Raw genomic sequence first — 25869 nt, 5'->3', positions numbered from 1 at the left:
TTGTTTGCACCGAGAGCAAAGACGCAAAACAGACCCTCATAACAATTTGCTGCTTTTCCCAATTCGCAATGTCAGAAATTTATACCAAGTTGAAGTCAAAGATAGTAACTTCGCTACAGCAGTAGGCTTACATTGTAAATTTTCGTATGTTGTTTAATTGTTAGTCCTTTTCCCCCTTTCGTGACAAGAGAAAGTAATGGTAAAGTAAATTTCCTTTTCAAAATAAGACTTCAGGGTGATTTATGAATAAAGGCGAATTAGTAGATGCTGTCGCAGCAAAGACCAACATCACAAAAAAGCAAGCCGATGAAGTCATCAGTGCTTTTTTGTCAGTTATTACCGAAGCTGTAGCTAATGGCGATAAGGTAACGCTCATAGGGTTTGGCTCATTCGAGCGACGCGATCGCTCAGAGCGCGAAGGGCGTAATCCAAAAACCAATGAACCAATGACTATCCCAGCGACCAAAGTTCCTGCGTTTTCTGCTGGGAAACAGTTTAAAGAAAAAGTAGCGCCATAGATGAATTGCTTTACCCTAGCAATCCAATGACTGCAAAGCTATAGCTTTTGCCCTACAGCCCTTCGGGCATCCTACGGCAAGCGTTGGCGCAGAAATTTATGATTGGATAGCTGAATACGAACACCGAATCAATGATGAGGCTTGCTACTGCTCTGTTCTGAAGCTGACTCTGTGGCAGCAACCGAAAGTATCCTAATCGACCTTGTATTAATAGCTGCTTAGAGTAAGTCAGTAGTCTTTGCCTCAAGTGTGGGGATTTTACTTTGTGGGTGCGAAGTTAGTTTATACGATGGCGTACCTGCCTGCTGATGAGTGGCGATCGCCACTCATCAGCATTTACAAGTATTCAGGTAGTGTCCATAAGAGAGGAAACATCAGCGAAATACCAGTATTAAAAGTAATGGATTATACATTATATAATAAAGGTATTATTTTTACATTATTTGTGAGGAGCTGAAAAAGGTTGTATGAAACTAGTTAAAAAATTTTTAGCAATATGTTTTCTATTATTTGGTATTCCATTTTCTGCTGTGATGATTATAGAAATTCTCAATCCCAAAACTCCCGCTCAAGAAAAAGAAAATGATGTAGCTGCTTTAACTATTCTTACTATTCCGTCAACCATTCTAGGAGGCTGGTTGAGTTGGTCTTTAGTACAGCAGAATCGAAAGGAAAAAGCATTACTTCTGGAATCAGAACAAAAGCGTCTTCAGTTAGTGTTCTTAGAATTAATTGAGCAAAATGCTGGCAGAATAACGGTATTGCAACTGGCGAAAAATGCGGAAATATCAACCCAGTTAGCTAAACAATATTTAGATGAGAAAGCCAAGGATCTTAATGCTGATTTTGAAGTAAATGAAGAGGGAAATGTTTTGTATCATTTCTCTTGATACCCTTTTAGGAACTTAATCATAAATAAAATTACTTCTCAAAAGCGAAATTATGATTAAAATTGTCTGCAAGAATGTGATTTGGGGATTTTTGGCTGTACTAATTGCCATACTTGTTTCAGGTACAATCCAGACTTGGGCAGCAAACCCCAATTTAGATGGCGACTCACACCCCACACGATTCAAGCTGAATGAATGTATTGCAGATGTGAAAGAAGTCACAGCTTGGAACGATAAAGAAACATTGGACGCAGCTCGTAATATTTGTGAGATTCGCCAGTCACACGCCAAACAAAAGGCGCGGTTTTTAGCATCTTTGAAGAAACTACAAGAGCAATATCAAAATTATACAAATCATGGATTTGATAAACAGTTACCCACAGCTATTGCAGATTCATGGACAATTGTCAAAAGTTGCATTGATTTCAAAGAGGGATTTACCTCCCCCCACAATGTAGCTGTATTGTCAGTACCAGAGGATGTTCGTAGCAGTTGTTACTCGTTAGGTGCTTCTTTGGTAGAATCCGCCCTGTTTAATCAAACGCAGTGAGTAGACGAACGCAAGCCACACTCTGAATTTTGACAATCCTAATGCACCCGTGCTGTGTAGTCGAGGTCAAACTCATATCTGCGTAAAACAACTAGAGTTTGAGAGAAAATGATTTACAAAACAACCATCGAAAAGTAAAGACTATGCCAGACTTCAGTAGTGAACCGATACCTGAATTAAAAAATCCGAAAGATTTCTTTCATTCTGGTGACTTGACCTTGAAAATTGAGGGAGAAATAGTACCTGTAGTAGATGTCCATCTGGGACAACAGCAATCGATTTACTTTGAGCATCATATTTTACTGTGGAAACATCCGAATGTTCGCCTCGGTATCAAAGGTTTAAAAGGGGCAGCCAAGCGTTTCTTTGCCGGACTGCAAATTTTTATCAGTGAAGCACATGGGCCAGGGAATATTGCTTTCTCTCGTGAGGCTCCAGGACAGATTGTGGTGCTGCAATTAGAGCGTGGACAGACAGTGGACGTGCGCGAACATCAGTTTTTATTAGCTACGAGTAATATTGAGTACAGTTTCTTTTTTCAGCGAGGGCTGGCAAACCTCTTTTTCAGTCGTAGTGGTGGTTTATTTATTGACCGCTTCATTGGTCAACAACAGGGAGGGCTGCTTTTAATCCACGGTTACGGTAATGTCTTTGAAAAGTACCTTGCCCCTGGGGAAGTACTCGATGTTGAGCCAGGATCATGGTTGTGGAAAGACTCATCAGTGAAGATGGAGACAGTAACGGCGCTGCAATCTAGTGGCGGCATCTTCGGAGCCATTGGAGTAATGCTTGGCGGTATTTCATTCACTCTCAACCGTTTTATTGGCCCTGGTCGTTTGGGGTTACAGTCTATGACTTACCACCCACCAGCACCAGAGGGCGCTACTCAAATCGGTGGCAGCAGTAATTTAAGTTGAGGATTGTGTGAGTAAAGTAAACAGCGATGCCTATGGCAGGCTACACCTACGCACTGGTGAATTTTTGGCATAATATTCAGTTTAATACCCTGCTTTTACGAATATATTTAACTAGCAGAAGTTTTCAAGGAGGTAAACAAAATAAATGGATAAGATAGGATTTGTAGTTGCAGCAGTTGTTACCATGTCACCTTTGACTTTAGCTGTAGCAAAAAACGTGCAAGCTGTAAACGAGCAAGCAAAACCAACTCACAGTAATCAACCAGAACAGTCTGTGCAAAGAACTTTTACAAGGGTGATAAATGCTGTTGAACAAAACAACTACACTCAGTTTATTTCTCTTGGAAATGCTGCTTTCAAAGAAGGCATTACAAAGCAAACATTTACACAAGTTAGTGGACAGTTAGCTCCTCGCATTAAAAAAGGGTATTCGGCAGTTTTCTTGGGAAATCTGAACCAGCAAGGGTATCAAGTTTATTTATGGAAACTGACATTTTTTGATGGCGGTGATGATGTCTTAGCTAGACTTAGCCTCAAAGATGGGAAAATAGGTGGATTTTGGCTCAATTAGGCGATCGCCCCCTGAACTAACTTTGTTGGAACGATCGCTCTCACCCCCCAGCCCATAGCTCAAGCCAAGCATCAGAATATACCGCCCTTTTTCAAAGAAGAAAGTTCTTTGGGGGATGGGGGGAATAACTGTTAACTATTAGACTTGTCCACAAAAGATAAAAAGCTTACTGTGAAAGCGTTATACGAACTATAAGTGGGATGAAATACCTTCTTATTTGAATTCCTTATCAAATATAGGACTTACGCATTGTTCCAAATTTTCTGCAACTTGGAGTTTTTGTAACCGTACAGGTTGTATATTTTTTCCTCAAGGTTCATTGTGTAAGTAAGGTTTCAATTTTTCAGCCACTACCTGGACGTGGGGTTCTTTTAAGATGCCAATATGACTGCCATGAACTTCATGAATTTCCATTCCATCGACAAATTTGCTCCAACCTAATTCAGGAGGATCAAAACTAGGGATTAAAGAAAATTCATCCATTGCTTTAAATAGAAGCACTCGGCCTGAATAAGTTTTGGGGGTGTAAGCCTTCAAAACTAAGATGGATGGTTCATCGGTATGGATGTGTGGTAGATACTGAATTCCATATCTTAAGCGATGAAACCTCCTTTTCACCTCATCCTTGGCTTGTCTGAGAAATTTGCGGGGACTCAGCTGTAATAGATTATAAAGGCTCTTGTATAGTGGCAATGATTTGGTAGTATTTTCGATGTAAGTATCAAACAAAGCCAATAACCCTATCTGCTGACCTTGAGCGACGAGCTGTTGAGCCATCTCATAAGCAACTACACCACCGAAGGACAGACCCATCAAAAAGTAAGGGCCCTCCGGCTGAAGCGATCGCATTTCTAGAATGTAGTGAGCTGCTAAGTCTTCTATCTTAGGTAAGGAAAGTGTCCGAGCCGTCAGTTCTCCCATTCCATAGCGCAGGGCATAAATAGGCTGGGATAGTCCTAAATAGCGACTCAAATTTTTGAAGTAAATATTGTGGATGCCAAACAGGGGGGGGCGGGAGCCACCTGGTTGAATTGGCACCAGAGAGTACCAAAGGGATAGTGCTTGTTGGGAACGCAGAATATTAGCTAGCTGCTCAACCGTTGGGGACTCAAAGAGAGTAGTTAAGGGCAGATTTTTTTGGAAGGCTTTCTCGATTTGGGTAAACAAGCGTACAGCTAGCAGTGAGTGTCCCCCAAGCGAGAAGAAATTGTCCCTGACACCGATAGGCTGAATTCCCAGAACTTTTTCCCAAATTTTGATCAGTTGGAATTCTAATTGATCACGGGGAGCCAAATATGTATTTTCTGAATCAAGCCTTGTTGAGTCTGGTACTGGTAAAGCGCGACGGTCGATTTTGCCGTTGGGAGTTAGGGGTAGGGTGTCTAGAAAAACGTAAGCACTAGGCACCATGTAGTCTGGCAGTTTCTCTTTGAGAAAGCAGCGCAGTTCGTCCTTAGTTGGTGTCTGTTCTAAATGGGGAACAATGTAAGCGACAAGACGTTTGTCATTTGGGCCATCTTCTTTTACTACGACAATAGTCTGCTGTACACCGGAATATTGTGCGATCGCGTCTTCAATTTCTCCAAGTTCGATGCGGAAACCACGAATTTTAACTTGATTGTCGAGACGACCAAGGAATTCAATATTACCATCGCTTAGGTAACGGGCTAAGTCTCCAGTTTTGTAAAGGCGATCGCCTTTGGAGTTATTAAAGGGATTGGGAATGAATTTTTCGTCTGTAATTTCGGGACGGTTAAGATAACCTCTAGCCAAGCCGTCGCCGCTAATGTACAACTCACCAGGTACGCCAATGGGAACAGCCTGTAGCTGTGAGTCGAGAATATAAACTTGAGTGTTAGCAATAGGTCGCCCGATGGGGACAGAGTTGCTTAACTTTGCTGTCTGTGGTATTTGGTAGCAGCAGGTAAAGGTTGTATTTTCAGTCGGGCCGTAGCCGTTGATGAGCTGACACTCTCCTAATACTTGACTAAACCTCTGAACGTGAGAGACAGATAAAATATCGCCACCAGCTAGCAATTGACGTAAGGGCTTTAAATACTCTAGCCCCTTGTCTACTACAAGGTGAAAGAGTCCGGCAGTGAGCCACAAGGTTGTGACTTGGTAATGCTGGATGGCTTGCCCTAACTGTTGCAAAGAAGGCGTGTAGGCGGGGAAAATCACCAGCCGCCCCCCGTTTAGCAAGCTGCCCCAAATTTCAAAAGTCGAAGCATCAAAGGAAATTGGAGCTAGTTGCAGAAAGGTTTCTTCTGAGTCTAACTTAGCGTAGTCAATGCCTTTAACTAGCCGCACGACTCCCCGATGAATGGTACAAACCCCTTTGGGCTTTCCAGTCGACCCCGAAGTGTACATGACGTAAGCTAAGTTCTCCGGTGTGGTGTCAAGTGTAGGGTTTGACTCGCTCTGACAGTTAAGGGTTTTCCAGTCAGTATCTAGGCAAACAATATGGGATTTGTTTCCAGGCAGTTTCTCAACTAAAGACTTTTGAGTTAATAGGACTGATACTTGCGTGTCCTCTAAGATGAAGGCAAGGCGTTCTGCTGGATAGCTTGGATCTAGGGGAACGTAAGCTCCACCTGCCTTGAGAATGCCTAGAAGTCCAACGATTAGATTTAGCGATCGCTCAACACAAATCCCTACCAGAACCTCTGGTTTGACTCCCAGTGTTCTCAGGTAATGCCCTAGCTGATTAGCACGGTGATTGAGTTGCTGGTAAGTTAGTTGCTGGTTTTCAAAGATCACAGCAATAGCATCTGGAGTCTTTTCGGCAAGGGATTCAAATAACTGATGGATGCAGGTGTTATTGGGATAGTCAGTTTGACTGTTGTTCCACTCGACTAACAATTGATGTTGTTCGGCTGCTGTTAACAGAGGTAAATCAGAAATATGCTGTTCTGGATTGGCGACAATCCCTGCAAGTAAAGTTTGGAAATGCCCTAGCATTCGAGCGATAGTTGTCGCATCGAATAAGTCTGTGTTGTATTCAATCCCGCCTTTAATCCCCTCGGAAGTGTCTTTCAGTTCAAGAGTCAGATCGAACTTTGCTCCGCCACTATGGACTTCTACAGGGGTAATAGTCAATCCCGGAAAGTCACAGAGTTGGCTTGGGGTATTTTGGAAGGCAAACATTACCTGAAATAGCGGTGAGTGGCTCAGATTTCGTTCTGGGTGTAGTTCTTCTACTAGCTTCTCAAAGGGTAGTTCTTGGTGAGAGTATGCTCCTAGTGTTACTTCTCGAACTTGACTAAGTAACTGCCGAAAACTTGGGTTGCCTGAAAGGTTAGCGCGTATTGCTAGGGTATTGACAAAGAACCCAATCAACCCTTCGGTTTCAACTTGGTTGCGACCAGCAATAGGAGAACCAATGAGAATGTCTTCTTGCCCAGTATAGCGGTGGAGTATTGTCCCAAAAGCCGCCAGCAATGTCATGAATAGAGTGACACCCTCTTGATGTGAGAGTTCTTTTAGGGATGCACTCAGGGTCTGGGGTAACATCAGGGATTGCACTACTCCCTGGTGAGTTTGGACTGGTGGCCGAGGTCGATCTGTTGGTAATTCTAATAAAGTATTAGCACCTGCTAACTGGGTTTTCCAGTAGTTGATTTGGCCCGAGAGTATTTCACCTGATAGCCATTGGTGTTGCCAGACAGCAAAATCGGCATACTGAATAGGCAATGTTGTTAGGGGGGAAGGCTTACCGCTCAAAAAGGCTTCATAAACGGCTGCTAACTGCTGCCAGAGAATGCCTATTGACCAGCCATCTGAGGCGATATGGTGCATAACCAACAAGAGTATATGCTCCTGTTCGTCTATTTGGAGCAAAGTAGCTCGTAACATCAAGTCAGTTTCTAAATTGAAGGGGTGTTGTACCTCTTGATTTAGAAAAAATTGTACTTGATCTTGTGTTACCTTAATTTCCTTAAGTTCTACTGACCGAGGCGTGCCAATTACTTGTAGCGGAACACCATCAACTGATGAGATGAAGTTTGTTCGTAATGCCTCGTGATGGACAACGATCGCATCTAGTGACTGTTGTAATACACCCAAATTTAACTTGCCCGTTAACCGATGTGCATTCGAGACGATATATGTTGAGTTGTTAGGTTCCAACTGTTCTAAAAACCATACTCCCCTCTGGGCAAAGGATAAGGGCGCTGACTCCCGGTTGACGATTTGGACAATAGTCTGGTTTTGTGCGTTCCCGCTTCTGCTGTGGTCGACGCTACGCGAATGGGTTGCCGTAAGCATTGCTTCAGCTAAAGTTGCGATCGTTTGATTCTCAAACAAAAGTTGGAACGGGATTTCTATCTGCAAGGTTTGGCGAATCCGAGAAATTACTTGAGTGGAGAGCAATGAATCACCTCCCAATTCAAAAAAGTTGTCGTGTATACCTACTTGCTCTAGATGCAAAACTGTTGTCCAGATGCTAGCTAAGACCTCTTCTGTAGGATTCTGAGGCGGAACAAAGTTAGTTGACAAACTAAGAGCAGATTTATCTGGTGCTGGTAAAGCGCGACGGTCGATTTTGCCGCTGGGGGTTAGGGGTAGGGTGTCTAGTAAAACGAAAGCACTAGGCAGCATATATTCTGGCAGTTTCTGTTTAAGGAAGTAGCGCAGTTCGTGTGTGCTTGGTGTCTGTTCTGGGTAAGGAATTATGTAGGCGACTAGTCGTTGGTTTTCTGAATGATCAACTCTAGTTGTGACGACAGTTTCTCGTATATTTGGGTGTTGTGCCAATGCGGCTTCAATTTCTCCCAATTCAATGCGGAAACCACGAATTTTTACTTGATTGTCGATGCGTCCTAAGTATTCTATATTGCCATCTGGTAGATAACGAGCCAAATCTCCCGTTTTATAAAGTCGGGGACTTTGGAGATTGGGAAGAATTTCTGCTCCTCTGCTCCCCTCCTCCTCTGCTGGACTGCTGCGACCAAAGGGATTGGGAATGAACCGAGCATCTGTAAGATCCAAGCGATTGAGATAGCCGCGTGCTATACCAATACCACCAATGTAGATTTCGCCAGGCATACCTATCGGAACAAGCTGTAACTGAGAGTCCAATAGATAAATTTGACTGTTGGCAATCGGTCGTCCAATTGGTGGTAAAACTGACCAATCTGTAGGTGAATTGGCGAGGGTAAAGGCAGTCACGACATGAGTTTCTGATGGCCCATAGTGGTTGTGCAGAGTGCAGTTAGGCAATTGGCGAAATAAATGTGCGATCGCCTCTGTAATGCGTAACTGTTCCCCAGCCGTAATCACTTCGTGCAAACTACAGGGGACTATGCCTTCTATCCTGGCCATTTCGGCTAATTGTTGCAAAGCGACATAGGGTAGGAACAAGCGCTCAATCCCTGCCTGGTTCAGAAATTGCAGCAGGTGTATGGGTTCACGACGCAGTGATTCCGAAATTAATACTAATGTCCCGCCTGTAGTCAAGGTGGCAAAGATTTCTTGGAAGGAAACATCAAAGCTAATCGGTGTATATTGCAGTGTTTTGCTGCCTTCTTCCACTGTGGAAGAAAGCGATTGCCAAGCAATTAAGTTGACTAAGGGACGGTGCGGCATCGCTACACCTTTTGGTTTGCCAGTAGAACCGGAGGTGTAGATGACATAAGCTAAATTGTCAGGATGAATATTAATATCCAGGTTATCTTGGGCTTGAGTAGCAATATCTTCCCAGTCTCTATCCAGACAGACAATACTAGCTTGATGTTCGGGAAGCTGCTGTAACAAATGTTGTTGGGTTAATAGCACTGTTACTTGAGAGTCTGTCAGCATTAAGGATAAACGCTGCTCTGGATAGCTTGTATCTAGAGGTACATAAGCTCCACCCGCTTTGAGAATCGCTAATATTGCTACGATCATCTCTAGCGATCGCTCAACACAAATCCCTACCATAACCTCTGGTTTGACTCCCAGTGATCTCAGGTAATGCCCTAGCTGATTAGCACGGTGATTGAGTTGCTGGTAAGTTAGTTGCTGGTTTTCAAAGATCACAGCAATAGCATCTGGAGTCTTTTCAGCAAGCGATTCAAATAACTGATGGATGCAGGTGTTATTGGGATAGTCAGTTTGGCTGTTGTTCCATTCGATTAACAATTGATGCTGTTCGGCTGCTGTTAACAAAGGTAAATCGGAAATATTACGTAAATCCATAATCCTTATAGCTGAATAATCTTCATTAAAATATCAATCTTTCCTCTCAACCTATGCACACATTGCCACTCCTGTTCTGTAATTTGTAGGGTTTGGCTGACGAATTACACCCACTGTCTTTAACACTGAGTCTTGCTTTAAGTTTTCCCTCAACAGGAGCTTTTCTAACGCAAAATCACCAAACTGAATCTTCGCAGCCCCAAAGCGATCGCCTATCAGAGAAAGAGATCGCGCAAATCTTGCGAGTTATACCTTATGTCTCTGACAATCAAAGACTTAGAACAATTACAGTCACAGAATCACGATTGGCAGATGGAGCTAGTAGAGGGAAACATCATCGTTATGGGGCTATGCGATTATGAATCAGACGAAATTGGTTCTCGCCTGTTAACGTTTCTTAATATTTGGGTCATGCCTCGCAAGCTAGGCAGAGTTACAGATTCGAGCGCTGGCTTTATCTTGACCCCAACCAAGATCACCAAAAGTTGCCAAGAACCGGAATTTGGATACAAAATTCTGTTTCTTGGCTTGTTTTTGAGTTACATATTAAGTTACCTTTGTGCATTTCTACTACAATCTGATAACTAATAAATAAGCCAAGTCCAGTTCCTTTACCAACAGGTTTTGTTGTAAAGAACGGATCAAATATTTTGGAAATTATCGATTCAGGAATACCCCGTGCATTGTTTTTAATGCAAATATTAAGCCAAATTTCATCAACAATCTCAGTATCGATCCAAATAGTAGGAACGAAGGGTTGAGATGGAGAATTTTGACTAATTGAGAGATTAGTAATTTCCTCATATAAAGCATAGATTGCATTGTTTAAAATATTCATAAATACTTGATTTAGTTGCGCGGGGTAGCACTTGATCGGAGGAATTAATCCATAGTTTTTAATTATTTGAATTAGCCTATCTCCCGACTCATTTTGAAGGCGGTGACGCAGAAACGTGATTGTGTCATCGATACCTGCGTGAATATCAACAATTTTGATTTCTGCTTCATCCAACCGAGAAAAATTTCGCAGTAACAGCACAATTTCTCTAATCCGTTCGCTGCCAACTTGCATCGACTCCAGCACCTTACCTAAATCTTTTTGAATAAAGTCCAAATCCCAGGTTACTATTGCTTCTTGAATGTGTAGCGAGGGAGCTGGATAGGTTTGCTGGTAAAGTTGCAAGATTTTTAATAAGACTTGTGTATATTCAGAGGCATGAGTGAGATTAGCGTAAATAAAGTTAACTGGATTATTAATTTCGTGAGCAATCCCTGCAACTAATTGCCCCAAACTCGACATCTTTTCAGTTTGCACCAGTTGAGCCTGAGTATATTTGAGTTTCTCAAGGGTAACTTTTAGGTCGTGATTAGCTTGAATTAGCTCAATATTTCGTTGTTCTACCCTAGCTTCCAATTCCTCATTCGTTTGCTTCAGTAATCCTTCTGCGTGTTTGCGTAAGCGAAGCTCGTCGTAGACATCACTAATATTGATCAGTGAGCCAGAGAATTCTGTTTCACTTTGAGGTTGAGCAGACAGTTCCAACCAAACAATTACACCAGTTTGATGGTTAAAGCGGAGTTTTTGACAAACCTCTACTCCGGTTTGTAATTTTTCTAGAGTTTCTGACCACAAGTACTGATCATCCAAGTCAATAAAATTGCCTAAAGAACTACCGATGGCATCTGTTATCTGATAACCAAGGGTATTTGTCCAGGCTCGGTTGAGGAAATTGAGATTACCCAAGCGATCGCACTTAAACACAATTTCGCGTAGACTATTCACCAATTCCCGGTAACGCCGTTCGGATTGGGATAATTTCTCAATCAAACTGTACTGAATCTGTGTATGCAATTCATTACTAAAATCTGACATTATACTGTACTCGTCAAACGCTGAAGTAGCTCGGTATGGTTAATTGTATCGGCGTATAAGGGGAAGACATGAGTGTGGTAGAATTCTTGCTCAAACACCGTGCGAGCAGAAGTGCAATCAGACAAAACAACCACCTGATAACCTTTCTCATGGGCAGAACGACCTGTAGAATCAATACAAACCGAAGTGACTGCACCAGCTAGAACTACATGAGTAATCTCTTTTTCATGAAGAATCATGTCTAAATTAGTATTCATGAAAGCATTAAATCCTCGTTTTCCAGGAACTTCGAGAATTTTGCTGCCAAAGGGTAGCAACTCATCAATCATCTGCGATCCCTTCGTACCAGCTTGAAAAGCCCCAACTTCCTTGATAGTTTTAAGAATACCAACAGGTTCAACCAATTCCTGGTAGTTTGGAGTAAAAAAAATCGGTGTGGCAATTATTAACACTGGAATTTGTAGCAAACATCCTACAAGCTCAACGGTGTTTTCTAATACTTTGGTTGCCCTTGAGGATTCCTCAATGACATTATGTAGAATACCATTGGCTGCAAAGTAGTCATTTTGATAACCAATCAAGATCACAGCAGTACTTTGGGGTTGCATTGTATTTCTAACTATTTAGTATGTACAGACGCTTTATTATTCCCGTTTGAAGTGTGTTTCTAGCGATAACTAACAGGGAAAACATATAGAGGTGTCAATACTTGTCGGTTAAGGGGAAAAGGGGAAAGGGGAAAGAAAAAACCTTTAACCTTTACCCTTTAACCTTTTCCCCAAACCCAATGCTGAGTTAAAAATGCACAAAGCGAGCAGTGTTGATAGAGGTGTGAGCCTGGATATTGTTAGCTAGCGAAATATTGCTTAACATTTACTATAGATTTCGCGTGAGGAGGAGACAGCTGACGCTCCCTTGGGGGTCGTTTTTGATCCCATTTTTTCAGATTTGGTGAGAAATCCGCGCTTATGCAATCCCTAAATATCAGACTGCCAGATGCGATCGCTTAAACAACTATGATTATTGTCGGCTTGCTGAGTGGGAAAATGCAATATGGGATTTTAGGCAAATTTGATGTAAATCATGCGATCGCTATAAGCCAAAATTTTTATAGATACTCATACAGGTATAGTCAAAATGGATATTAAAAATGGCTTCGTCGGCGCTGTTGGCAACACACCCCTGATTCGCTTAAACAGCTTCAGTGAAGAAACAGGGTGTGAAATCCTCGCAAAAGCTGAATTTCTCAATCCTGGCGGTTCTGTGAAAGACCGCGCCGCACTTTACATCATCGAAGATGCAGAAAAAAAAGGTTTACTCAAACCTGGTGGTACTGTTGTAGAAGGAACTGCTGGTAATACTGGCATTGGACTGGCGCATATTTGCAACGCCAAAGGTTACAAATGCCTAATTATTATTCCCGATACCCAATCACAAGAAAAAATAGACGCACTGATTGCATTAGGCGCAGAAGTCCGTCGCGTTCCTGCCGTACCCTACAAAGATCCAAATAACTACGTCAAGCTATCTGGCAGAGTCGCTGCTGAGTTAGAAAATGCTATTTGGGCGAATCAGTTTGATAATCTAGCCAACCGCCACGCCCACTACAAAACCACAGGGCCGGAAATTTGGCAACAGACAGATGGTAAAATAGATGGATGGACAGCTGCAACTGGTACTGGTGGTACTTATGCTGGTGTGGCGTTGTACTTGAAAGAACAAAATCCAGCAGTTAAATGCGTTGTTGCCGATCCACTGGGTAGCGCACTTTATAGCTATGTAAAAACCGGCGAAATCAAGGTAGAAGGAAATTCCATCACCGAAGGCATCGGAAATGGTCGCGTCACAGCCAATATGGAAGGCGCACCTGCTGATGATGCCATCCAAATCGATGACAAAGAAGCTTTACGGGTAGTTTACCAACTCTTAAGGAAAGATGGGCTGTTAATGGGTGGCTCAACAGGTATTAATGTTGGCGCAGCTGTCGCCCTAGCAAAGCAGTTGGGGCCAGGACATACCATTGTCACCATCTTGTGTGATAGTGGTTCCCGGTATCAGTCGCGGATATTCAACCCTGAATGGCTAGCTTCCAAAGGACTTTCAATAGATTAGTTATTGGTCATTAGTCATTGGTCATTGGTCATTAGTCATTAGCAAAGGACAACTGACGAATGACTAATGACTAATGACAAAGGACAAATGACAAAGAACAAATGACAAACATAACTCAACCATCAAACTTTCCGACAATAGACCAACCTTCTTCTAAATGTGTGCGGGTTTGTCAAAATCGCACCTGCAAAAAGCAAGGTGCAGCCAAGGTATTAGCAGCTTTTACAGCTTTGCCGATTCCTGATGTAACAGTAACCGCTAGCAGCTGTTTGGGGCAATGTGGCAATGGGCCAATGGTGCTGGTATTACCCGATATGGTCTGGTATAGCGGTGTTCGACCCGATGAAGTATCTCTACTAATAGAAAATCATTTGCTAGGTGGTCAAAGAGTCAAACAGATGCTCTATTATCGGTTTCATCCCCAGAATTAAACAATTCACAATTCGCAATTACGTTTTGTGATAGCGAGTCTTCGAGCGTCTGGGGATTTAGACCCCAACACAAAACAAGCAACCCATAAGGGATGGGGTTTAAAACCCCTTTTAGTAGGATAAAGCTAAATATTTCAATATCAGGGTCTGTAATCTTGTTGACTGAAGCGAGGCATCCAATGAATATCCAACAGCTGCGTCAATCCTTAAAGCAAAAATGGCTTATTTACTATAAGCAAAATATTACCTGGCTGGTCAGAATGCGAATTTGGGGCACTTACGATGGTTTGCGCCGTCCTTTGTCCGGTTTTATTTTGGCAACACTGTCTGTTTTAGAACCCCAGTTTGATGAAATACTTGCTTTTATGCTGGATCTGAATAACGATCCAGATAAAATAGTCGCCGCTTTAGGTCTTAACTTCAATCCTGATGAAGAGTTAGGTTTAACAAAATCAGACTATTCTATGGCTATAACCCAAGTTGAAAGTGAGCCGCCAAATGAGAAGCATTATGAGGATAAACATTTGTCATCTGCTGTAACTGCCAGCAAGATTGCGCTTCATTCTCTTGCCAAGACTCTAGACTCCAACTTGTCACAGACTGATGCAGTTGTACCATCCTTTACGGCTACTGCTGAGGTAGTTCGCACACGCAAATCTGAGTTAGCTGTTGCATTTGCTACTAAAATCGATCCAGATACTCCGGTTAAAACGCCAAATTCTGGTTTCCTAAGCGAATATCAACCACTACGTAGCTACTTTGCAACTTCTCGTCAGACATCACTCCTTGAACGCCTCCCTTCAGAAATGACCAGTGAGGTTAACAGCAAAGCCAAAACTATGCCATCTGTGGCATTAGCTACCGAGGTTAAAAGCAACGCGCCATCTGTCCGAATCCCTGTAGGCGCATTGCTGGCAATTACTACTGAGATTAATAGTAGTGGTAAACCAGTGCGATCGCTAGCAATTACTACTGAGGTTAAAAGCAATGGCAAGCAAGCGAATATTCAACCACAAAATGTTAAAAGCAAAGTGAATTTACCAACCACTAATGCCCGTAGTTTAGCTTCTTGGGTAGATGAATTTTGTTACGGCACTAGGAATAAAGAAGAAGATATTTTGACTTAAATTAGTTATGGGTAATCATGAGAAACAAAGGGGATTTCTATGACTTCACCCTCAGTTTCTCCCACTTTAACTTTTAAGCCTACGCCACCAGCTTTGGTGCGAATGTAACCTAGTCCAAAGTAACCATCAGCCGTTTCTGTGAAACTGGTAAGTTTGCCGACCTTTTCGTCTCCCACTGCGATCGCACTTCCAACTTCTACAGGGGCACTGAGTCTTATACCCAAGAGGTGTTGTTTTACACCTTTATATGTATTTAACCGAGCAATAGTTTCTTGCCCAATATAGCAACCTTTAGTAAAAGAAATTGTTTGCCACAAACCAACTTCCAGAGGATTGTAATCATCTGTGAGTTCGGCATCTGGGGCGGGGCGGCCTTGTAAGATTCGCAAGGCATCCCAGGCGCGATCGCTCATTTCTACTGCCCCAGCTTCTAACAATTTATTCCACACTGTTGCTTTGTCAGTATAGGGGAAAGTAAAAGTGTATCCGGGAGCCGCTAGCCCACTACCCACAGCAATCCGCACCCCCTCAGCCGGAGCGATCGTGTATACTTGGTGATTACCGTAAGGTTGACCGATGAGTTCGCCAATACCCAATTTTTCTAAAACAGCGTCGCTTCCTGGGCCAATGAGGCTGAAGGTGTTGGTGTATTCTGTGATATCAGATAATTCCACCTTGTCGGCATAGAAAATATATTTATCCAGCCATTCCATGAGATATTGGCGGCGGTTGGGTGAAACTAGCAGGATTACCGCATCTTCTCTAACATAGGCGGTTGCTAAATCAATTGTTCTAGCTGTGGAAGTGACGAAAACCGTATCACAACCTTGTCCTGGCTTGAGTATTTGGAAATTGTTAGTACTTTGGTTGTGTAAGAAATTGAGGCGATCGTCGCCAGATACTTTAATACGTCCCCAGGCGGTGCGATCGCATATTGCAACCCCAACTTTGGCGGCTTGGATTGCTGCTGCGTCTTTATCGTCAATTGTAGATGTTGGCATGGTGATGATAAGTTGCCCTGTTTTAATGTTGTCGCACTGGAAATCTTAACAAATAAGCGTTTCCGGCTTCAATGGCGAAGGGATGAAAGGAATTATGCCGATAGCGATCGCTTAAATTACGAACTCTTAAAGCGAAGTACATTAGGATATCTTGTGCTAACCTATGAACTGTAAACCAGAGGTTGATAATTAGATATACGGTGTTTGACAACAAGCCGCTCTGTATCTACGCATCCTCTAGAAATGTACTTTTTCAGCAACTTACCCACAATTGAAATACCTTGCTCAATTTCCTCTGGCGAGAGACAAAAAGTTAGACGCATCGCCGGATAACCTTGCTTATCGGGGAAAAATGCCGAACCGCACGCCAGGTAAACATTTTCTGCAAAAGCTTCGTTACGAATTGTCCCAATCGGAATATCATCTGGTAACTGTACCCAGAGAAATAATCCTCCCGTGGGAACTGTCCACCGGATCTCTTCAGGGAAATAACGCTCCAAAGCTTGCAGCATTATATTACGACTTTGCAGATTATCTGTGCGAAGTCGGCTGAGGTGACGGCGGTAATGTCCTGAAGCGAGATATTCGCTAACTATTGTTTGCGAAATACTGGATGTGTGCAAGTCATGAAGCAATTTCTGCTCAATAATTGCTTGATAATGCTTACCTGTAACTACCATATAGCCAACTCGTAAACCAGGCATTAAAGTTTTAGAAAAGGTACTTAAATAAGTTACCAAGTTATTTTTATCTAAAGCTTTAATTGGGGCTGGCACAGCATCAAAATTTATTCCTTCATAAGCATTATCTTCTAAAATAGGACACTCATATTTTTCAGCTAATGCTAATAATTGTTGACGATGGTTTTGTGTTGTCGTCAATCCTGTTGGATTGTGAAAAGTACTAATCGTATAAATTAATTTCGGGCGGTGGCTGCGGAGATATTGCTCTAATAAATCTAAATTCATTCCCTCCGCAGTCATGGGAATACCAATAATCTTGGCTCCTAAATTTTCTAAAATAGAAATTGCACCATAATAAGTGGGAGCTTCGACAATCACCCAATCACCAGGTTGTACATAATAATTCATCGCTAATGACAACCCTTGCTGAGAGCCATTAGTAATAATTAAATCTTCTGGAAAAACCTCTAATCCTTGATGTACTAACATCTGAGCAATTTGTCTACACAGAGTTAGTTGTCCTTGAGGCATTTCATGAGGAAAGAAAATATCAGCATCATCTTGTCTTAACGCTCGTCTGGCAATGAGGTTAATATCTTTTGGTGGACGAGGATAACCGTAGCCAAAATTAATTATTCCTGGCTGTGTCTGTGCTTGCACCAGAGGAGTATACATCTCATAAAAAGAACACTTTTCTGGCTTTGTAATTATGACATTTTGGGCTGGAGCGAATTTAGATTCTAGGTTGGTGCTTTTAAGAGAAATGCTGCTGACAAAATATCCTGAACCTTGCCGAGCAGAAACAATCCCATCTGCTTCTAAAACGTTATATGCTTCAATAACCGTGAGTTTATTAACTTGTAAACTGTCTGCCAGAGAGCGGATAGAAGGGAGGCGATCGCCACTTTTGAGTGCGCCAGATTTAATCAGATGACTGATGCGATCGCGGATTTGTAAATAAATCGGTTTAGATGATTGCCGTTCTAATAAAATGTTCATTTGGGCGCACTCGTCAATGACTAAATAATCATCAATACTGGCAATATAAACTATTTCTACCAACTTTACCTAGTACAGTTGAGAGTTTTTTTACTATACCAGTTGTAATGCGCCTTAACTGTACTAGATCAAATTTTCCAAAACTGTACCTTCTCAGTTGAAAAGTATTACGTGAAAGTAAAAGTAATAGTTCACTGTTTATCAGGTGCTTTCACTATGAATAAATTTAATGTTTTGTTAAATTTACAAAAATATTGGCAAAATTTTGTCATCTGGATGGCTAGTGGATCTGACCTCCAAGTGTGGCACGAATCAGACTGGCGTGGTCATATTTCTTCTTGGCACGCCTACGATCCGATGACAGGACGCTCTGCCTGTTTTGGTTCTGAAGAAGAAATGCGAATTTGGATTGATAAGTGTTATTACAGATAAAAAATCCACCTGTTTTAAACGTCTCAAACCCTTACGGAACAATAATTTAGGATTTAGGTATGAGTTATAGAATAACAAACCGCAGAGGCGCAGAGAACACGGAGAAATGAGAGTTTGAGAAATATTTTACGTAAGTCCTATAATTACGAATTATGCAAATCCTCCTCCGCCAGGAGTTTCTATCACAAAAACATCCCCAGGTTTCATCTCTACTGTTGCTGTACTATCTAAATTCTCTTCAATTCCATTGTGACGTTGTATCCAGTTTCGTCCCACAATTCCGGCTTGCCCACCATTTAATCCAAAGGGAGGAATAACTCGATGTCCAGAAAGAATATTAGCTGTCATAGGTTCTAAAAAACGGATGCGGCGGATAACTCCATTACCACCTGAATGTTTTCCTTTACCACCGCTATTAGGACGGAGGCTAAAGCTTTCTAAAAGAACAGGATAGCGGGTTTCTAAAACTTCTGGATCGGTCAAGCGAGAATTAGTCATGTGAGAATGAACACCATCAGTTCCATCAAAATCAATTCCTGCTCCAGAGCCGCCGCAGATAGTTTCATAATATTGATATTGCTCATTACCAAAAGTAAAATTATTCATCGTTCCTTGAGAAGCAGCCATCACACCCAAAGCGCCATACAAAGCATCAACAATTGTTTGAGAAGTTTCTACATTACCTGCTACAACTGCTGCTGGATAGGTTGGATTCAGCATACAGCCGACTGGAATAATAATTTCTAAAGGGTTAAGACACCCGGCATTCAGAGGAATATTATCATCAACCAAAGTCCGAAAGACATACAACACTGCTGCTTGAGTTACAGCTTTCGGAGCATTAAAATTACTATTTAATTGCTCAGAAGTTCCGGTAAAATCAATAGTGGCACTGCGGCTTTCTTGATGAATTGTCACTTTTACTTTAATTGTTGCCTCATTATCCATCTCATAACTAAATGAGCCATCTTTGAGAAGGTTGATAGCCTTTCTGACTGATTCTTCAGCATTAGCTTGCACAAACTTCGTATAAGCTTGAACAGTTTCAATTCCATATTGTGAAACCATTTTATAAAGTTCTTGTCCTCCTCGTTCATTTGCAGCAATTTGTGCCTTAAAATCAGCAATATTTTGGTCGGGGTTACGAGCAGGATAAATATGATTTGAAAGATGCTGTCTTACTGCGTTTTCTCGGAAATTGCCATCTTCAACCAAGAGAAAATTATCAAAAAGAATTCCTTCTTCTTCTACTGTGGTGCTGTGAGGAGGCATTGAACCGGGGGTAATCCCACCGATATCTGCTTGGTGTCCACGAGAAGCAACAAAAAATAGGGGAATGGGGAATGGGGAATAGGGAATAGGGAATGGAGTATTTTCACGATTTTCTATAAAAACAGGGGTAATTGCAGTGACATCAGGAAGGTGGGTTCCGCCGTTATAAGGGTTATTAGATAGATAGACATTTCCTGGTTTTAAGGTGTCGCCTTTATCGTTAATTAAACTGCGGATACTTTCACTCATAGAACCTAAATGTACAGGAATATGGGGGGCATTTGCCACTAACAATCCCGATGAGTCAAAAATAGCACAGGAAAAATCTAGCCTTTCTTTGATATTTACAGATGTTGCTGTGTTTTGTAAAACAATCCCCATTTGTTCGGCGATAAATTGATAGAGATTCTTGAATATTTCTAAACGGATGGGATCGGGTTTAGTTGTTGTGTACATATTTGACTCCTATTTGATTTTTGAACAAAATTAGGTCTTGTAGAGTGTGTTAGAACGGAGTTCGTAACGCACTATAATCATGGGTTTGATGCGTTACGCTGTCGCTAACACATCCTACGTATATTTTCAGAAATCAAACCGGATTCCTATATTTGACTCTTATTATTTGCTAATATTATCTACTAAAGTGATTAAAAGTAGTTAAATGAAAATTCGGACTGCTACACCTGATGACGTATTACTAATTTTTTCTTTTATCCAAAAAAAGTCTGAGTTTGATAGAAATATTGGTGCTTATTCTGGTGTGCTTCAAGTTACTGAGGATAAGATACGTAAAACAATTTTTGGAACAGTACCTTTTTGTTATGTTTTATTTGCAGAAATCTCAGAGTGTGTGGTTGGGTTTGCTTTATATGGATTTAGATACTCATCTTTTATAGGACAACCGAGTATTTGGCTTGATGATTTGTATGTGGACGAAGATATGAGAAGTCAGGGAGCAGGAGCCGCGTTAATGAGTTATTTAGCTCAAGTTGCAAAGGACAATGACTGTACCCATCTTGCTTGGAATGCTGATGTTCACAACAGTCGCGGACTTAGTTTTTATGATAGGCTAGGTGCAAAAGTTACGGAGCAGGAAGGTAATCGCTGTTTTTTAACCTGGACACCGCAAATACTTGCTGTATAAACAGTTTATATACGCTGTAAAATTAAATGATTATATTCAGTTAATCTCGCTTGCCAGTTAGATTCAACTACAATAGTACTAATTTTTTCTACAATAATTGCAGGCCCATTAATACTATCTTCTGGTTGTAAATCTTCCCGTCGATAAACAGGTGTATCATGCCATTTATCAGCAGTAAACATCTTTACTATCTCAACGGCTTCGGGGGCTTCAGCTAGAGAACGTGTACGAGTAATTAAGGGTTCGTCGGGAGTCTCCATTTTCTGAATGACTTCTACTGAGGCTGATTCAACAATTAAAGTTTTCTCTAATTGAATGAAACCATAGCGGGATTTATGTTCATTCTCAAATTCTTGCCGCATCGATACCACATCATCGGCAAAGTTAACGGTTAAAGTAGAGTTAGTTCCTTCATATTTTAAGTTTACTTTTTTGACTATTTCTGTTTGAGAATTAGCTTCATTTATTTCACTTCTAGCTTGAGTTTCTAAATAGTGCATTAACTGGTGTAATTTAGGGATTAATGCTTGAGTTAAAGGCTGTTCTACTCCCCCTTCTCTAATTGCTCTGACATCAGCTAATCCCATCCCATAAGCAGAGAGAACACCAGCATAAGGGTGAAGAAATATTTTTTTCATTCCCAATGTATCGGCAATTAAACAAGCAACTTGTCCGCCTGCGCCGCCAAAACAACAAAGCACATATTGGCTGACATCATAACCCCGTTGCAGACTTATTTTTTTAATTGCGTTCGCCATATTTTCCACTGCGATCGCAATAAATCCAGCCGCTACCTGTTCGGGAGTAGAATGATTGAATGTCGCGGCTTGAATATCTTGGGCTAATTGGGTAAATTGCTGAATAACAGTATCTTTATCTAAAGGTAAATTCCCATCAATTCCAAAAACTGAAGGAAAATATTGTGGGTGAATTTTGCCTAACATCACATTGGCATCAGTAACCGCTAATGGCCCCCCGCGTCGATAACAAGCAGGGCCAGGATTTGAACCAGCAGATTTAGGGCCAACACGATAACTAGAACCATCAAAATAGAGAATTGAACCGCCTCCAGCCGCAATCGTATTAATTGCTAATACGGGAACTCGCATCCGCGCCCCAGCAATTTCTGAATCTAGTTGTCGTTCATACTCTCCTTTAAAGTGGGCGACATCTGTACTTGTCCCTCCCATATCAAAGGTGATAACTAACTCAAAACCTGCTCTTTTACTAGTTTGAACTGCGCCGACAATACCACCAGCCGGGCCACTCAAAATACTATCCTTACCTTGAAATTGTTCGGCTGCAACTAAACCGCCGTCAGATTTCATAAACATTAATTTGACTCCAGGTAACTGACTCGCTATTTGGTTGACATAGCGACGTAGAATAGGAGTTAAATAAGCATCAACTACTGTTGTATCTCCTCGGCTAACTAATTTCATTAACGGACTAACTTGATGAGATACAGATATTTGTGTAAAGCCGATTTCTTGGGCGATGTGGGCAATTTTCTGTTCGTGTTTGGGATAGCGATCGCTGTGCATAAAAACAATAGCACAACTCTGAATACCTGTGTTGTAAACTGCTTGTAAGTCATTTCTGACTTGTTCAATATTTATCGGGATTAATTCATTTCCATGAGCATCATAACGTTCATCAATCTCAATCACCTGCTCATAAAGCATGGTTGGTAAAATGATATGACGCGCAAAGATATTAGGACGGTTTTGGTAGCCAATTCGCAGCGCATCTTTAAATCCTTTGGTGATGAAAAGAACGACACGATCGCCTTTCCTTTCTAATAGTGCATTTGTTGCTACTGTTGTCCCCATTTTTACTATTTCTATCGCTTCAGTAGGAATGGGTTCGTTGCCAGAAATACCCATGATATCCCGAATTCCTTGGATGGCTGCATCTTGATATTGTTCGGGATTTTCTGAAAGTAGCTTGTAAACTATAATACATTGCTGATTAGGCAGAGCCACAATTAAAAAACGCTCAGGATGTCTTGAGAGCCTGTCTATAATTGCTTGATTATTAGTAAGAGCAACAATATCTGTGAATGTACCACCGCGATCGGCAAAAACCTTCAACATTACTCTGTTTCCTGTATAATCATGAAAAATTACGAAATAGCTCTAATATCCGTTCTCAATTAATATTCATCTACAAATTGAGGATGAACCCAGAGAAATTCACGGCGTTTGTTCTGTACCCGCACTAAACCACCAAAACTAGGATCTTTTCCTTTCAGAAGGACGTGTAATTCTCGTAAGATAGAGCCTTGGGCGCGGATTGCATCGCCTTCCAACAAAGAAGATTCACTCTTCTTTCCAGCCAAAGCAATATCGCTTCCTTTCAAGAAAGACTCGGTAGTTTTCTGTCCCAGATCGAGTTGTTCTTCAATGCCTTTGTATGAAGTGTCATCAAGCATCAACTTGGTTGCGGAAGCTGCCACAGGTAAGACTAGGCTGAGAGTTGTCGTCAACAGTTTGAGAAAGGGCGCTGCTTTGGTGAACCACTCGCGGGGAAACTCTAATTCGTAGACTCCTTTCGTCTGATCATCGGGATTTAAGGCTGGAAGTGGTAGACGAGCGTGTTCACACCAGAGGGTAAGTTGAAACTTAGCTCTGACCCATTTGCGGCTATCAAAAAATTTTGGATCTATAGGCTTAAAGCTGAACAGGCGCGGCCCGTCTTTAGCTTCATCGGTGAGCATCTGCATGAGTGTTGCAAACTGCTGATCGACTTGACTTAAAATTATGCGCTGCTCCTGAGTTAATTTCTGAAAGCGTTCTTCATCTCGACGATCTAAGATAACCAAATCTCGGCGAATGACCTTTAACTCTTCTTTCACAATACCTCGGAACTGCTCAATGCCAATTTCTTGAGATGGAGGTTGAGCAGTCGGCGCGTTATTCAGCAATTGATCGATGTTTTGCCATTCACCACACCCGGAAATGGGACATGGGAACTCATGGCGATTTTTCTTTTTGCTTTCAATTAGTTTCTGTACCTCAAACAGTCCGTTTCCAGGTATATTCATACCGCAAGTTTCAATGCAGGGAACCATCACATTACAACGCAATCCTTCCCAGAAATTTTCGACTAGCCATTTAATCTCTTCTGTAAGATACGACAGAAACCTTTCGGGATAAGCTGCCCGTACTGTGATTTTTACATCAGTGCTAACATACTCCAGCAATGCCCGACCGTTGTAGTCGTTGTCAAGCATTAAGCCCCGTTGCCAGTGAATGCTGTTTTCGTAATTAGTCCGCCCCAGTGAGTATTTGTGCAACCGGACAATCAACTGGTAAAACAATCCTTCTGCAACTGCAAACTGTCCCCGACTGTCCACAATACGGCAGATTTGCACCTGTTGTCTATCTCCTGCTTCCGGTTGCTCTCCCCAATTGGGCAATGGCTCCGGGCGTGTATCGGGAACAAGTTGAGCAATGAGGCTGGTATTGCTAGTTTCTGACGGATCGAAAACTACTTTGTAGGATAGATCAAAGCGTTCCATCAGCCGCAGAAAAATTGGATGCAACTTTGAGGGGTAGCCTTCTTCGCCTTCAAACGGTGGATAGCTCCACAACTGGCTGAGATGCTGAAATTCCACCAAACCGTTGCGTTTGCGTGTCATTTCATCATCCAGCACAAAGCTGATCGCCTTTGCCAGCCAGTCGGGTTTGAGGATGACGATATCGCGTAGTGTTGGGTCGTAATGGTAATGGATGAAATGCCCTAATATATGGGAGATGCGAAGAAACAGTTCGGCTTGCTCCTCATCGATTCCCTGTTCAGCGCAGATGGCAATAACATCATCGTAGGGGAGATAGGCTTTGTCACTTGTCTGTAAAGTTTCCCGCACTCGTTGCCACTTTGCTGGAACGGATCGCCCCATTTCAGGAAGAGACGCAGCGATACAAGCAATAGCTTGTTTTAATTCTGTAAGACCAGTGCAATGCGTCGTATCCTGGTTGGGTTTGCTGTCTACATGGAAGAAATCAATTACCGTATCTTTGCCGAATTGATCGAGAATTTCTTGTCTGTCAATGTCCGGTTGTCGCTGTCCGGGGCCGCCGTGGGTTGCAATCACCAACACCTTTGCATCTGGTTCTCGATTTTTGATCAGTGTAATCCACTCTTTGACAAAGCCCTGCTGGGGGCCTTCTCGTGGTTTCCAGATCACCAGATACACGGCTGGCGCACTGAAAAACAACTGGTGCGTTGGTCGATAAACCCGTTGACCGCCAAAATCCCAACCATTGAGTGATATCTCTGTGCCACTATTGGGATCGGTGACGATTACAGATTTAATTTCAATCCCGTGAGTCGTGGGGCGACCATCTATCCATTCATCTCCCCGCAATGCTCCTAGCAGACAACTCTTGCCTACCTCACCCTCGCCAATTAGGATCAGTTTGGCTTCGTTCAGAATTATCTGTGCTTCTGCCTTTGCCCGTAGGTATTGCATGACAGCATCAAGTCCCTGTTCGTATGCCGCAGCAATGTCAGGGTTGAGGGGATTGTCTTTGAGATCGAGTTCGTTTAAGTGAAGACACTTTTCTAAGGATACTGGTAAGTCGATGATTTGATTGTTGTATAACTCAAGTCTTTCTAAATTAGTCAACTCACCAATCCAGTTGGGGATTGACTCCAATTCACAAAAACCAGCAATGAGTTCTGTTAATTTTTTAAGTCTACGGATACAATCTGGAAGTTTTTTAAGTGGAATTCCTCTTCCTCCAGAGTCTCCTAAATCTAGCCACGTGAGATTCTCACAGTCTTTTAGAGAATTTAACGAGTCTGGCAAGTTTATAAACCTGTTCTCTCCAATCGCAAGTTGATTGAGTGAATGCAAATTGCCAATCCAATGAGGAAGAAATTGGAGTTTGTTGTTGAATATATTTAGTCTAAAAAGTTTTGAGAGTTGTCTTAGGCTTTCTGGGATTACCGTCAATTGGTTTCCAGAAAGGTCAAGTTCTTGCAACTGGGTGAGGGATGCGATCGCTTCTGGCAGTTGGGTCAGTTCGTTGTGAGAGAGGTCAAGCTGTTGCAACTGAGTCAGGGATGTGATCGCTTCTGGCAGTTGGGTCAGTTCGTTGTGAGAGAGGTCAAGCTGTTGCAACTGAGTCAGGGATGTGATCGCTTCTGGCAGTTGGGTCAGTT

The 25869-nt window shown here is 42.1% G+C and carries 18 protein-coding genes and 2 pseudogenes; 12 read left to right on the top strand and 8 right to left on the bottom strand.

Going from position 1 to position 25869, the window contains the following annotated elements; genetic code table 11:
• The first annotated feature begins 242 nt into the window (after positions 1–242).
• The 5 genes from V7K69_RS29550 to V7K69_RS29530 all read left to right on the top strand — a co-directional run bounded on the left by V7K69_RS29550 (position 243) and on the right by V7K69_RS29530 (position 3446).
• Positions 243–518 (top strand): HU family DNA-binding protein, encoded by a 276-nt coding sequence (locus tag V7K69_RS29550; RefSeq protein ID WP_335041166.1) that lies wholly within the window; start codon positions 243–245, stop codon positions 516–518.
• Between the two features lie 467 nt (positions 519–985).
• Positions 986–1408: a hypothetical protein gene (locus V7K69_RS29545; RefSeq protein WP_335041164.1), complete on the top strand. Its 423-nt coding sequence runs from the start codon at positions 986–988 to the stop codon at positions 1406–1408.
• 52 nt (positions 1409–1460) lie between these two features.
• On the top strand, positions 1461–1958 hold the full coding sequence (locus tag V7K69_RS29540; protein ID WP_335041163.1) for a hypothetical protein: 498 nt from the start codon (positions 1461–1463) through the stop codon (positions 1956–1958).
• A 143-nt stretch (positions 1959–2101) separates the two neighbouring features.
• Positions 2102–2875 (top strand): AIM24 family protein, encoded by a 774-nt coding sequence (locus V7K69_RS29535; protein ID WP_335041161.1) that lies wholly within the window; start codon positions 2102–2104, stop codon positions 2873–2875.
• Positions 2876–3020: 145 nt separating this feature from the next.
• The gene (locus V7K69_RS29530; RefSeq protein WP_335041159.1) at positions 3021–3446 is read left to right on the top strand and encodes a hypothetical protein; all 426 of its coding nucleotides are present in this window, start codon (positions 3021–3023) and stop codon (positions 3444–3446) included.
• 309 nt (positions 3447–3755) lie between these two features.
• Here V7K69_RS29530 and V7K69_RS29525 read toward each other — a convergent pair.
• Positions 3756–9614 (bottom strand): annotated as a pseudogene (locus V7K69_RS29525) (amino acid adenylation domain-containing protein); the annotation flags it as partial.
• Between the two features lie 101 nt (positions 9615–9715).
• On the opposite strand from V7K69_RS29525, the gene V7K69_RS29520 reads away from it, so the two are divergent.
• Together V7K69_RS29520 and V7K69_RS29515 are read left to right on the top strand one after the other, a co-directional pair.
• Positions 9716–9985 (top strand): hypothetical protein, encoded by a 270-nt coding sequence (locus tag V7K69_RS29520; RefSeq protein WP_335041309.1) that lies wholly within the window; start codon positions 9716–9718, stop codon positions 9983–9985.
• Positions 9936–10085, top strand: a pseudogene (locus V7K69_RS29515) (Uma2 family endonuclease); the annotation flags it as partial. The gene V7K69_RS29520 and the pseudogene V7K69_RS29515, both read left to right, overlap by 50 nt.
• Positions 10086–10098: 13 nt before the next feature.
• Here the strand turns inward: V7K69_RS29515 and V7K69_RS29510 are convergent.
• Positions 10099–11496: a PAS domain-containing sensor histidine kinase gene (locus tag V7K69_RS29510; protein WP_335041155.1), complete on the bottom strand. Its 1398-nt coding sequence runs from the start codon at positions 11494–11496 to the stop codon at positions 10099–10101.
• Positions 11496–12104 carry a cysteine hydrolase family protein gene (locus V7K69_RS29505; protein WP_335041153.1) on the bottom strand — a complete coding sequence of 203 codons (609 nt, stop codon included), beginning with the start codon at positions 12102–12104 and terminating at the stop codon, positions 11496–11498. The genes V7K69_RS29510 and V7K69_RS29505 overlap by 1 nt, the downstream gene beginning before the upstream one ends.
• Positions 12105–12633: 529 nt before the next feature.
• Between V7K69_RS29505 and V7K69_RS29500 the strand changes: the two genes are divergently transcribed.
• The 3 genes from V7K69_RS29500 (at position 12634) to V7K69_RS29490 (ending at position 15166) form a co-directional block, all read left to right on the top strand.
• Positions 12634–13608, top strand: a complete 975-nt coding sequence (locus V7K69_RS29500; protein ID WP_335041151.1) for a cysteine synthase A — start codon at positions 12634–12636, stop codon at positions 13606–13608.
• A 101-nt stretch (positions 13609–13709) separates the two neighbouring features.
• On the top strand, positions 13710–14039 hold the full coding sequence (locus V7K69_RS29495; RefSeq protein ID WP_335041149.1) for a (2Fe-2S) ferredoxin domain-containing protein: 330 nt from the start codon (positions 13710–13712) through the stop codon (positions 14037–14039).
• A gap of 179 nt (positions 14040–14218) precedes the next feature.
• On the top strand, positions 14219–15166 hold the full coding sequence (locus tag V7K69_RS29490) for a DUF5331 domain-containing protein (RefSeq protein WP_335041147.1): 948 nt from the start codon (positions 14219–14221) through the stop codon (positions 15164–15166).
• A 5-nt stretch (positions 15167–15171) separates the two neighbouring features.
• On the opposite strand, the gene ygfZ is transcribed toward V7K69_RS29490, so the two are convergent.
• Both ygfZ and V7K69_RS29480 read right to left on the bottom strand, forming a co-directional pair.
• Entirely contained in the window at positions 15172–16167 is a 996-nt protein-coding gene (gene ygfZ / locus V7K69_RS29485; protein WP_335041145.1) for a CAF17-like 4Fe-4S cluster assembly/insertion protein YgfZ, read from the bottom strand.
• A gap of 161 nt (positions 16168–16328) precedes the next feature.
• Positions 16329–17849 carry an aminotransferase-like domain-containing protein gene (locus tag V7K69_RS29480; RefSeq protein WP_335041143.1) on the bottom strand — a complete coding sequence of 507 codons (1521 nt, stop codon included), beginning with the start codon at positions 17847–17849 and terminating at the stop codon, positions 16329–16331.
• Positions 17850–18065: 216 nt separating this feature from the next.
• Between V7K69_RS29480 and V7K69_RS29475 the strand changes: the two genes are divergently transcribed.
• The gene (locus tag V7K69_RS29475; protein ID WP_335041141.1) at positions 18066–18281 is read left to right on the top strand and encodes a hypothetical protein; all 216 of its coding nucleotides are present in this window, start codon (positions 18066–18068) and stop codon (positions 18279–18281) included.
• Between the two features lie 150 nt (positions 18282–18431).
• On the opposite strand, the gene V7K69_RS29470 is transcribed toward V7K69_RS29475, so the two are convergent.
• Positions 18432–20009 (bottom strand): hydantoinase B/oxoprolinase family protein, encoded by a 1578-nt coding sequence (locus tag V7K69_RS29470; protein WP_335041139.1) that lies wholly within the window; start codon positions 20007–20009, stop codon positions 18432–18434.
• A gap of 205 nt (positions 20010–20214) precedes the next feature.
• Here V7K69_RS29470 and V7K69_RS29465 point away from each other — a divergent pair, with 205 nt between their 5' ends.
• The gene (locus V7K69_RS29465; protein WP_335041137.1) at positions 20215–20697 is read left to right on the top strand and encodes a GNAT family N-acetyltransferase; all 483 of its coding nucleotides are present in this window, start codon (positions 20215–20217) and stop codon (positions 20695–20697) included.
• A gap of 5 nt (positions 20698–20702) precedes the next feature.
• Here V7K69_RS29465 and V7K69_RS29460 read toward each other — a convergent pair whose 3' ends face one another.
• Both V7K69_RS29460 and V7K69_RS29455 read right to left on the bottom strand, forming a co-directional pair.
• A complete protein-coding gene (locus V7K69_RS29460; RefSeq protein ID WP_335041135.1) occupies positions 20703–22793 on the bottom strand; it encodes a hydantoinase/oxoprolinase family protein in 2091 nt (696 codons plus the stop codon).
• Positions 22794–22852: 59 nt separating this feature from the next.
• The coding region (locus V7K69_RS29455) for a COR domain-containing protein (protein ID WP_335041133.1) at positions 22853–25869 on the bottom strand (3017 nt) is incomplete at its 5' end.

Origin of the sequence: Nostoc sp., from assembly GCF_036917775.1 — a bacterium.
GTDB lineage: Bacteria > Cyanobacteriota > Cyanobacteriia > Cyanobacteriales > Nostocaceae > Nostoc.
The sequence above is the reverse complement of the archived record's forward strand: the minus strand, read 5'-3'. Positions and strand labels throughout refer to the sequence as shown.

Coding starts and splice junctions, on each gene's coding strand:
- V7K69_RS29550 (WP_335041166.1), top strand. CDS start 243: ATGAATAAAGGCGAATTAGTAGATGCTGTCGCAGCAAAGACCAACATC.
- V7K69_RS29545 (WP_335041164.1), top strand. CDS start 986: ATGAAACTAGTTAAAAAATTTTTAGCAATATGTTTTCTATTATTTGGT.
- V7K69_RS29540 (WP_335041163.1), top strand. CDS start 1,461: ATGATTAAAATTGTCTGCAAGAATGTGATTTGGGGATTTTTGGCTGTA.
- V7K69_RS29535 (WP_335041161.1), top strand. CDS start 2,102: ATGCCAGACTTCAGTAGTGAACCGATACCTGAATTAAAAAATCCGAAA.
- V7K69_RS29530 (WP_335041159.1), top strand. CDS start 3,021: ATGGATAAGATAGGATTTGTAGTTGCAGCAGTTGTTACCATGTCACCT.
- V7K69_RS29510 (WP_335041155.1), bottom strand. CDS start 11,496: ATGTCAGATTTTAGTAATGAATTGCATACACAGATTCAGTACAGTTTG.
- V7K69_RS29505 (WP_335041153.1), bottom strand. CDS start 12,104: ATGCAACCCCAAAGTACTGCTGTGATCTTGATTGGTTATCAAAATGAC.
- V7K69_RS29500 (WP_335041151.1), top strand. CDS start 12,634: ATGGATATTAAAAATGGCTTCGTCGGCGCTGTTGGCAACACACCCCTG.
- V7K69_RS29495 (WP_335041149.1), top strand. CDS start 13,710: ATGACAAACATAACTCAACCATCAAACTTTCCGACAATAGACCAACCT.
- V7K69_RS29490 (WP_335041147.1), top strand. CDS start 14,219: ATGAATATCCAACAGCTGCGTCAATCCTTAAAGCAAAAATGGCTTATT.
- ygfZ (WP_335041145.1), bottom strand. CDS start 16,167: ATGCCAACATCTACAATTGACGATAAAGACGCAGCAGCAATCCAAGCC.
- V7K69_RS29480 (WP_335041143.1), bottom strand. CDS start 17,849: ATGAACATTTTATTAGAACGGCAATCATCTAAACCGATTTATTTACAA.
- V7K69_RS29475 (WP_335041141.1), top strand. CDS start 18,066: ATGAATAAATTTAATGTTTTGTTAAATTTACAAAAATATTGGCAAAAT.
- V7K69_RS29470 (WP_335041139.1), bottom strand. CDS start 20,009: ATGTACACAACAACTAAACCCGATCCCATCCGTTTAGAAATATTCAAG.
- V7K69_RS29465 (WP_335041137.1), top strand. CDS start 20,215: ATGAAAATTCGGACTGCTACACCTGATGACGTATTACTAATTTTTTCT.
- V7K69_RS29460 (WP_335041135.1), bottom strand. CDS start 22,793: ATGTTGAAGGTTTTTGCCGATCGCGGTGGTACATTCACAGATATTGTT.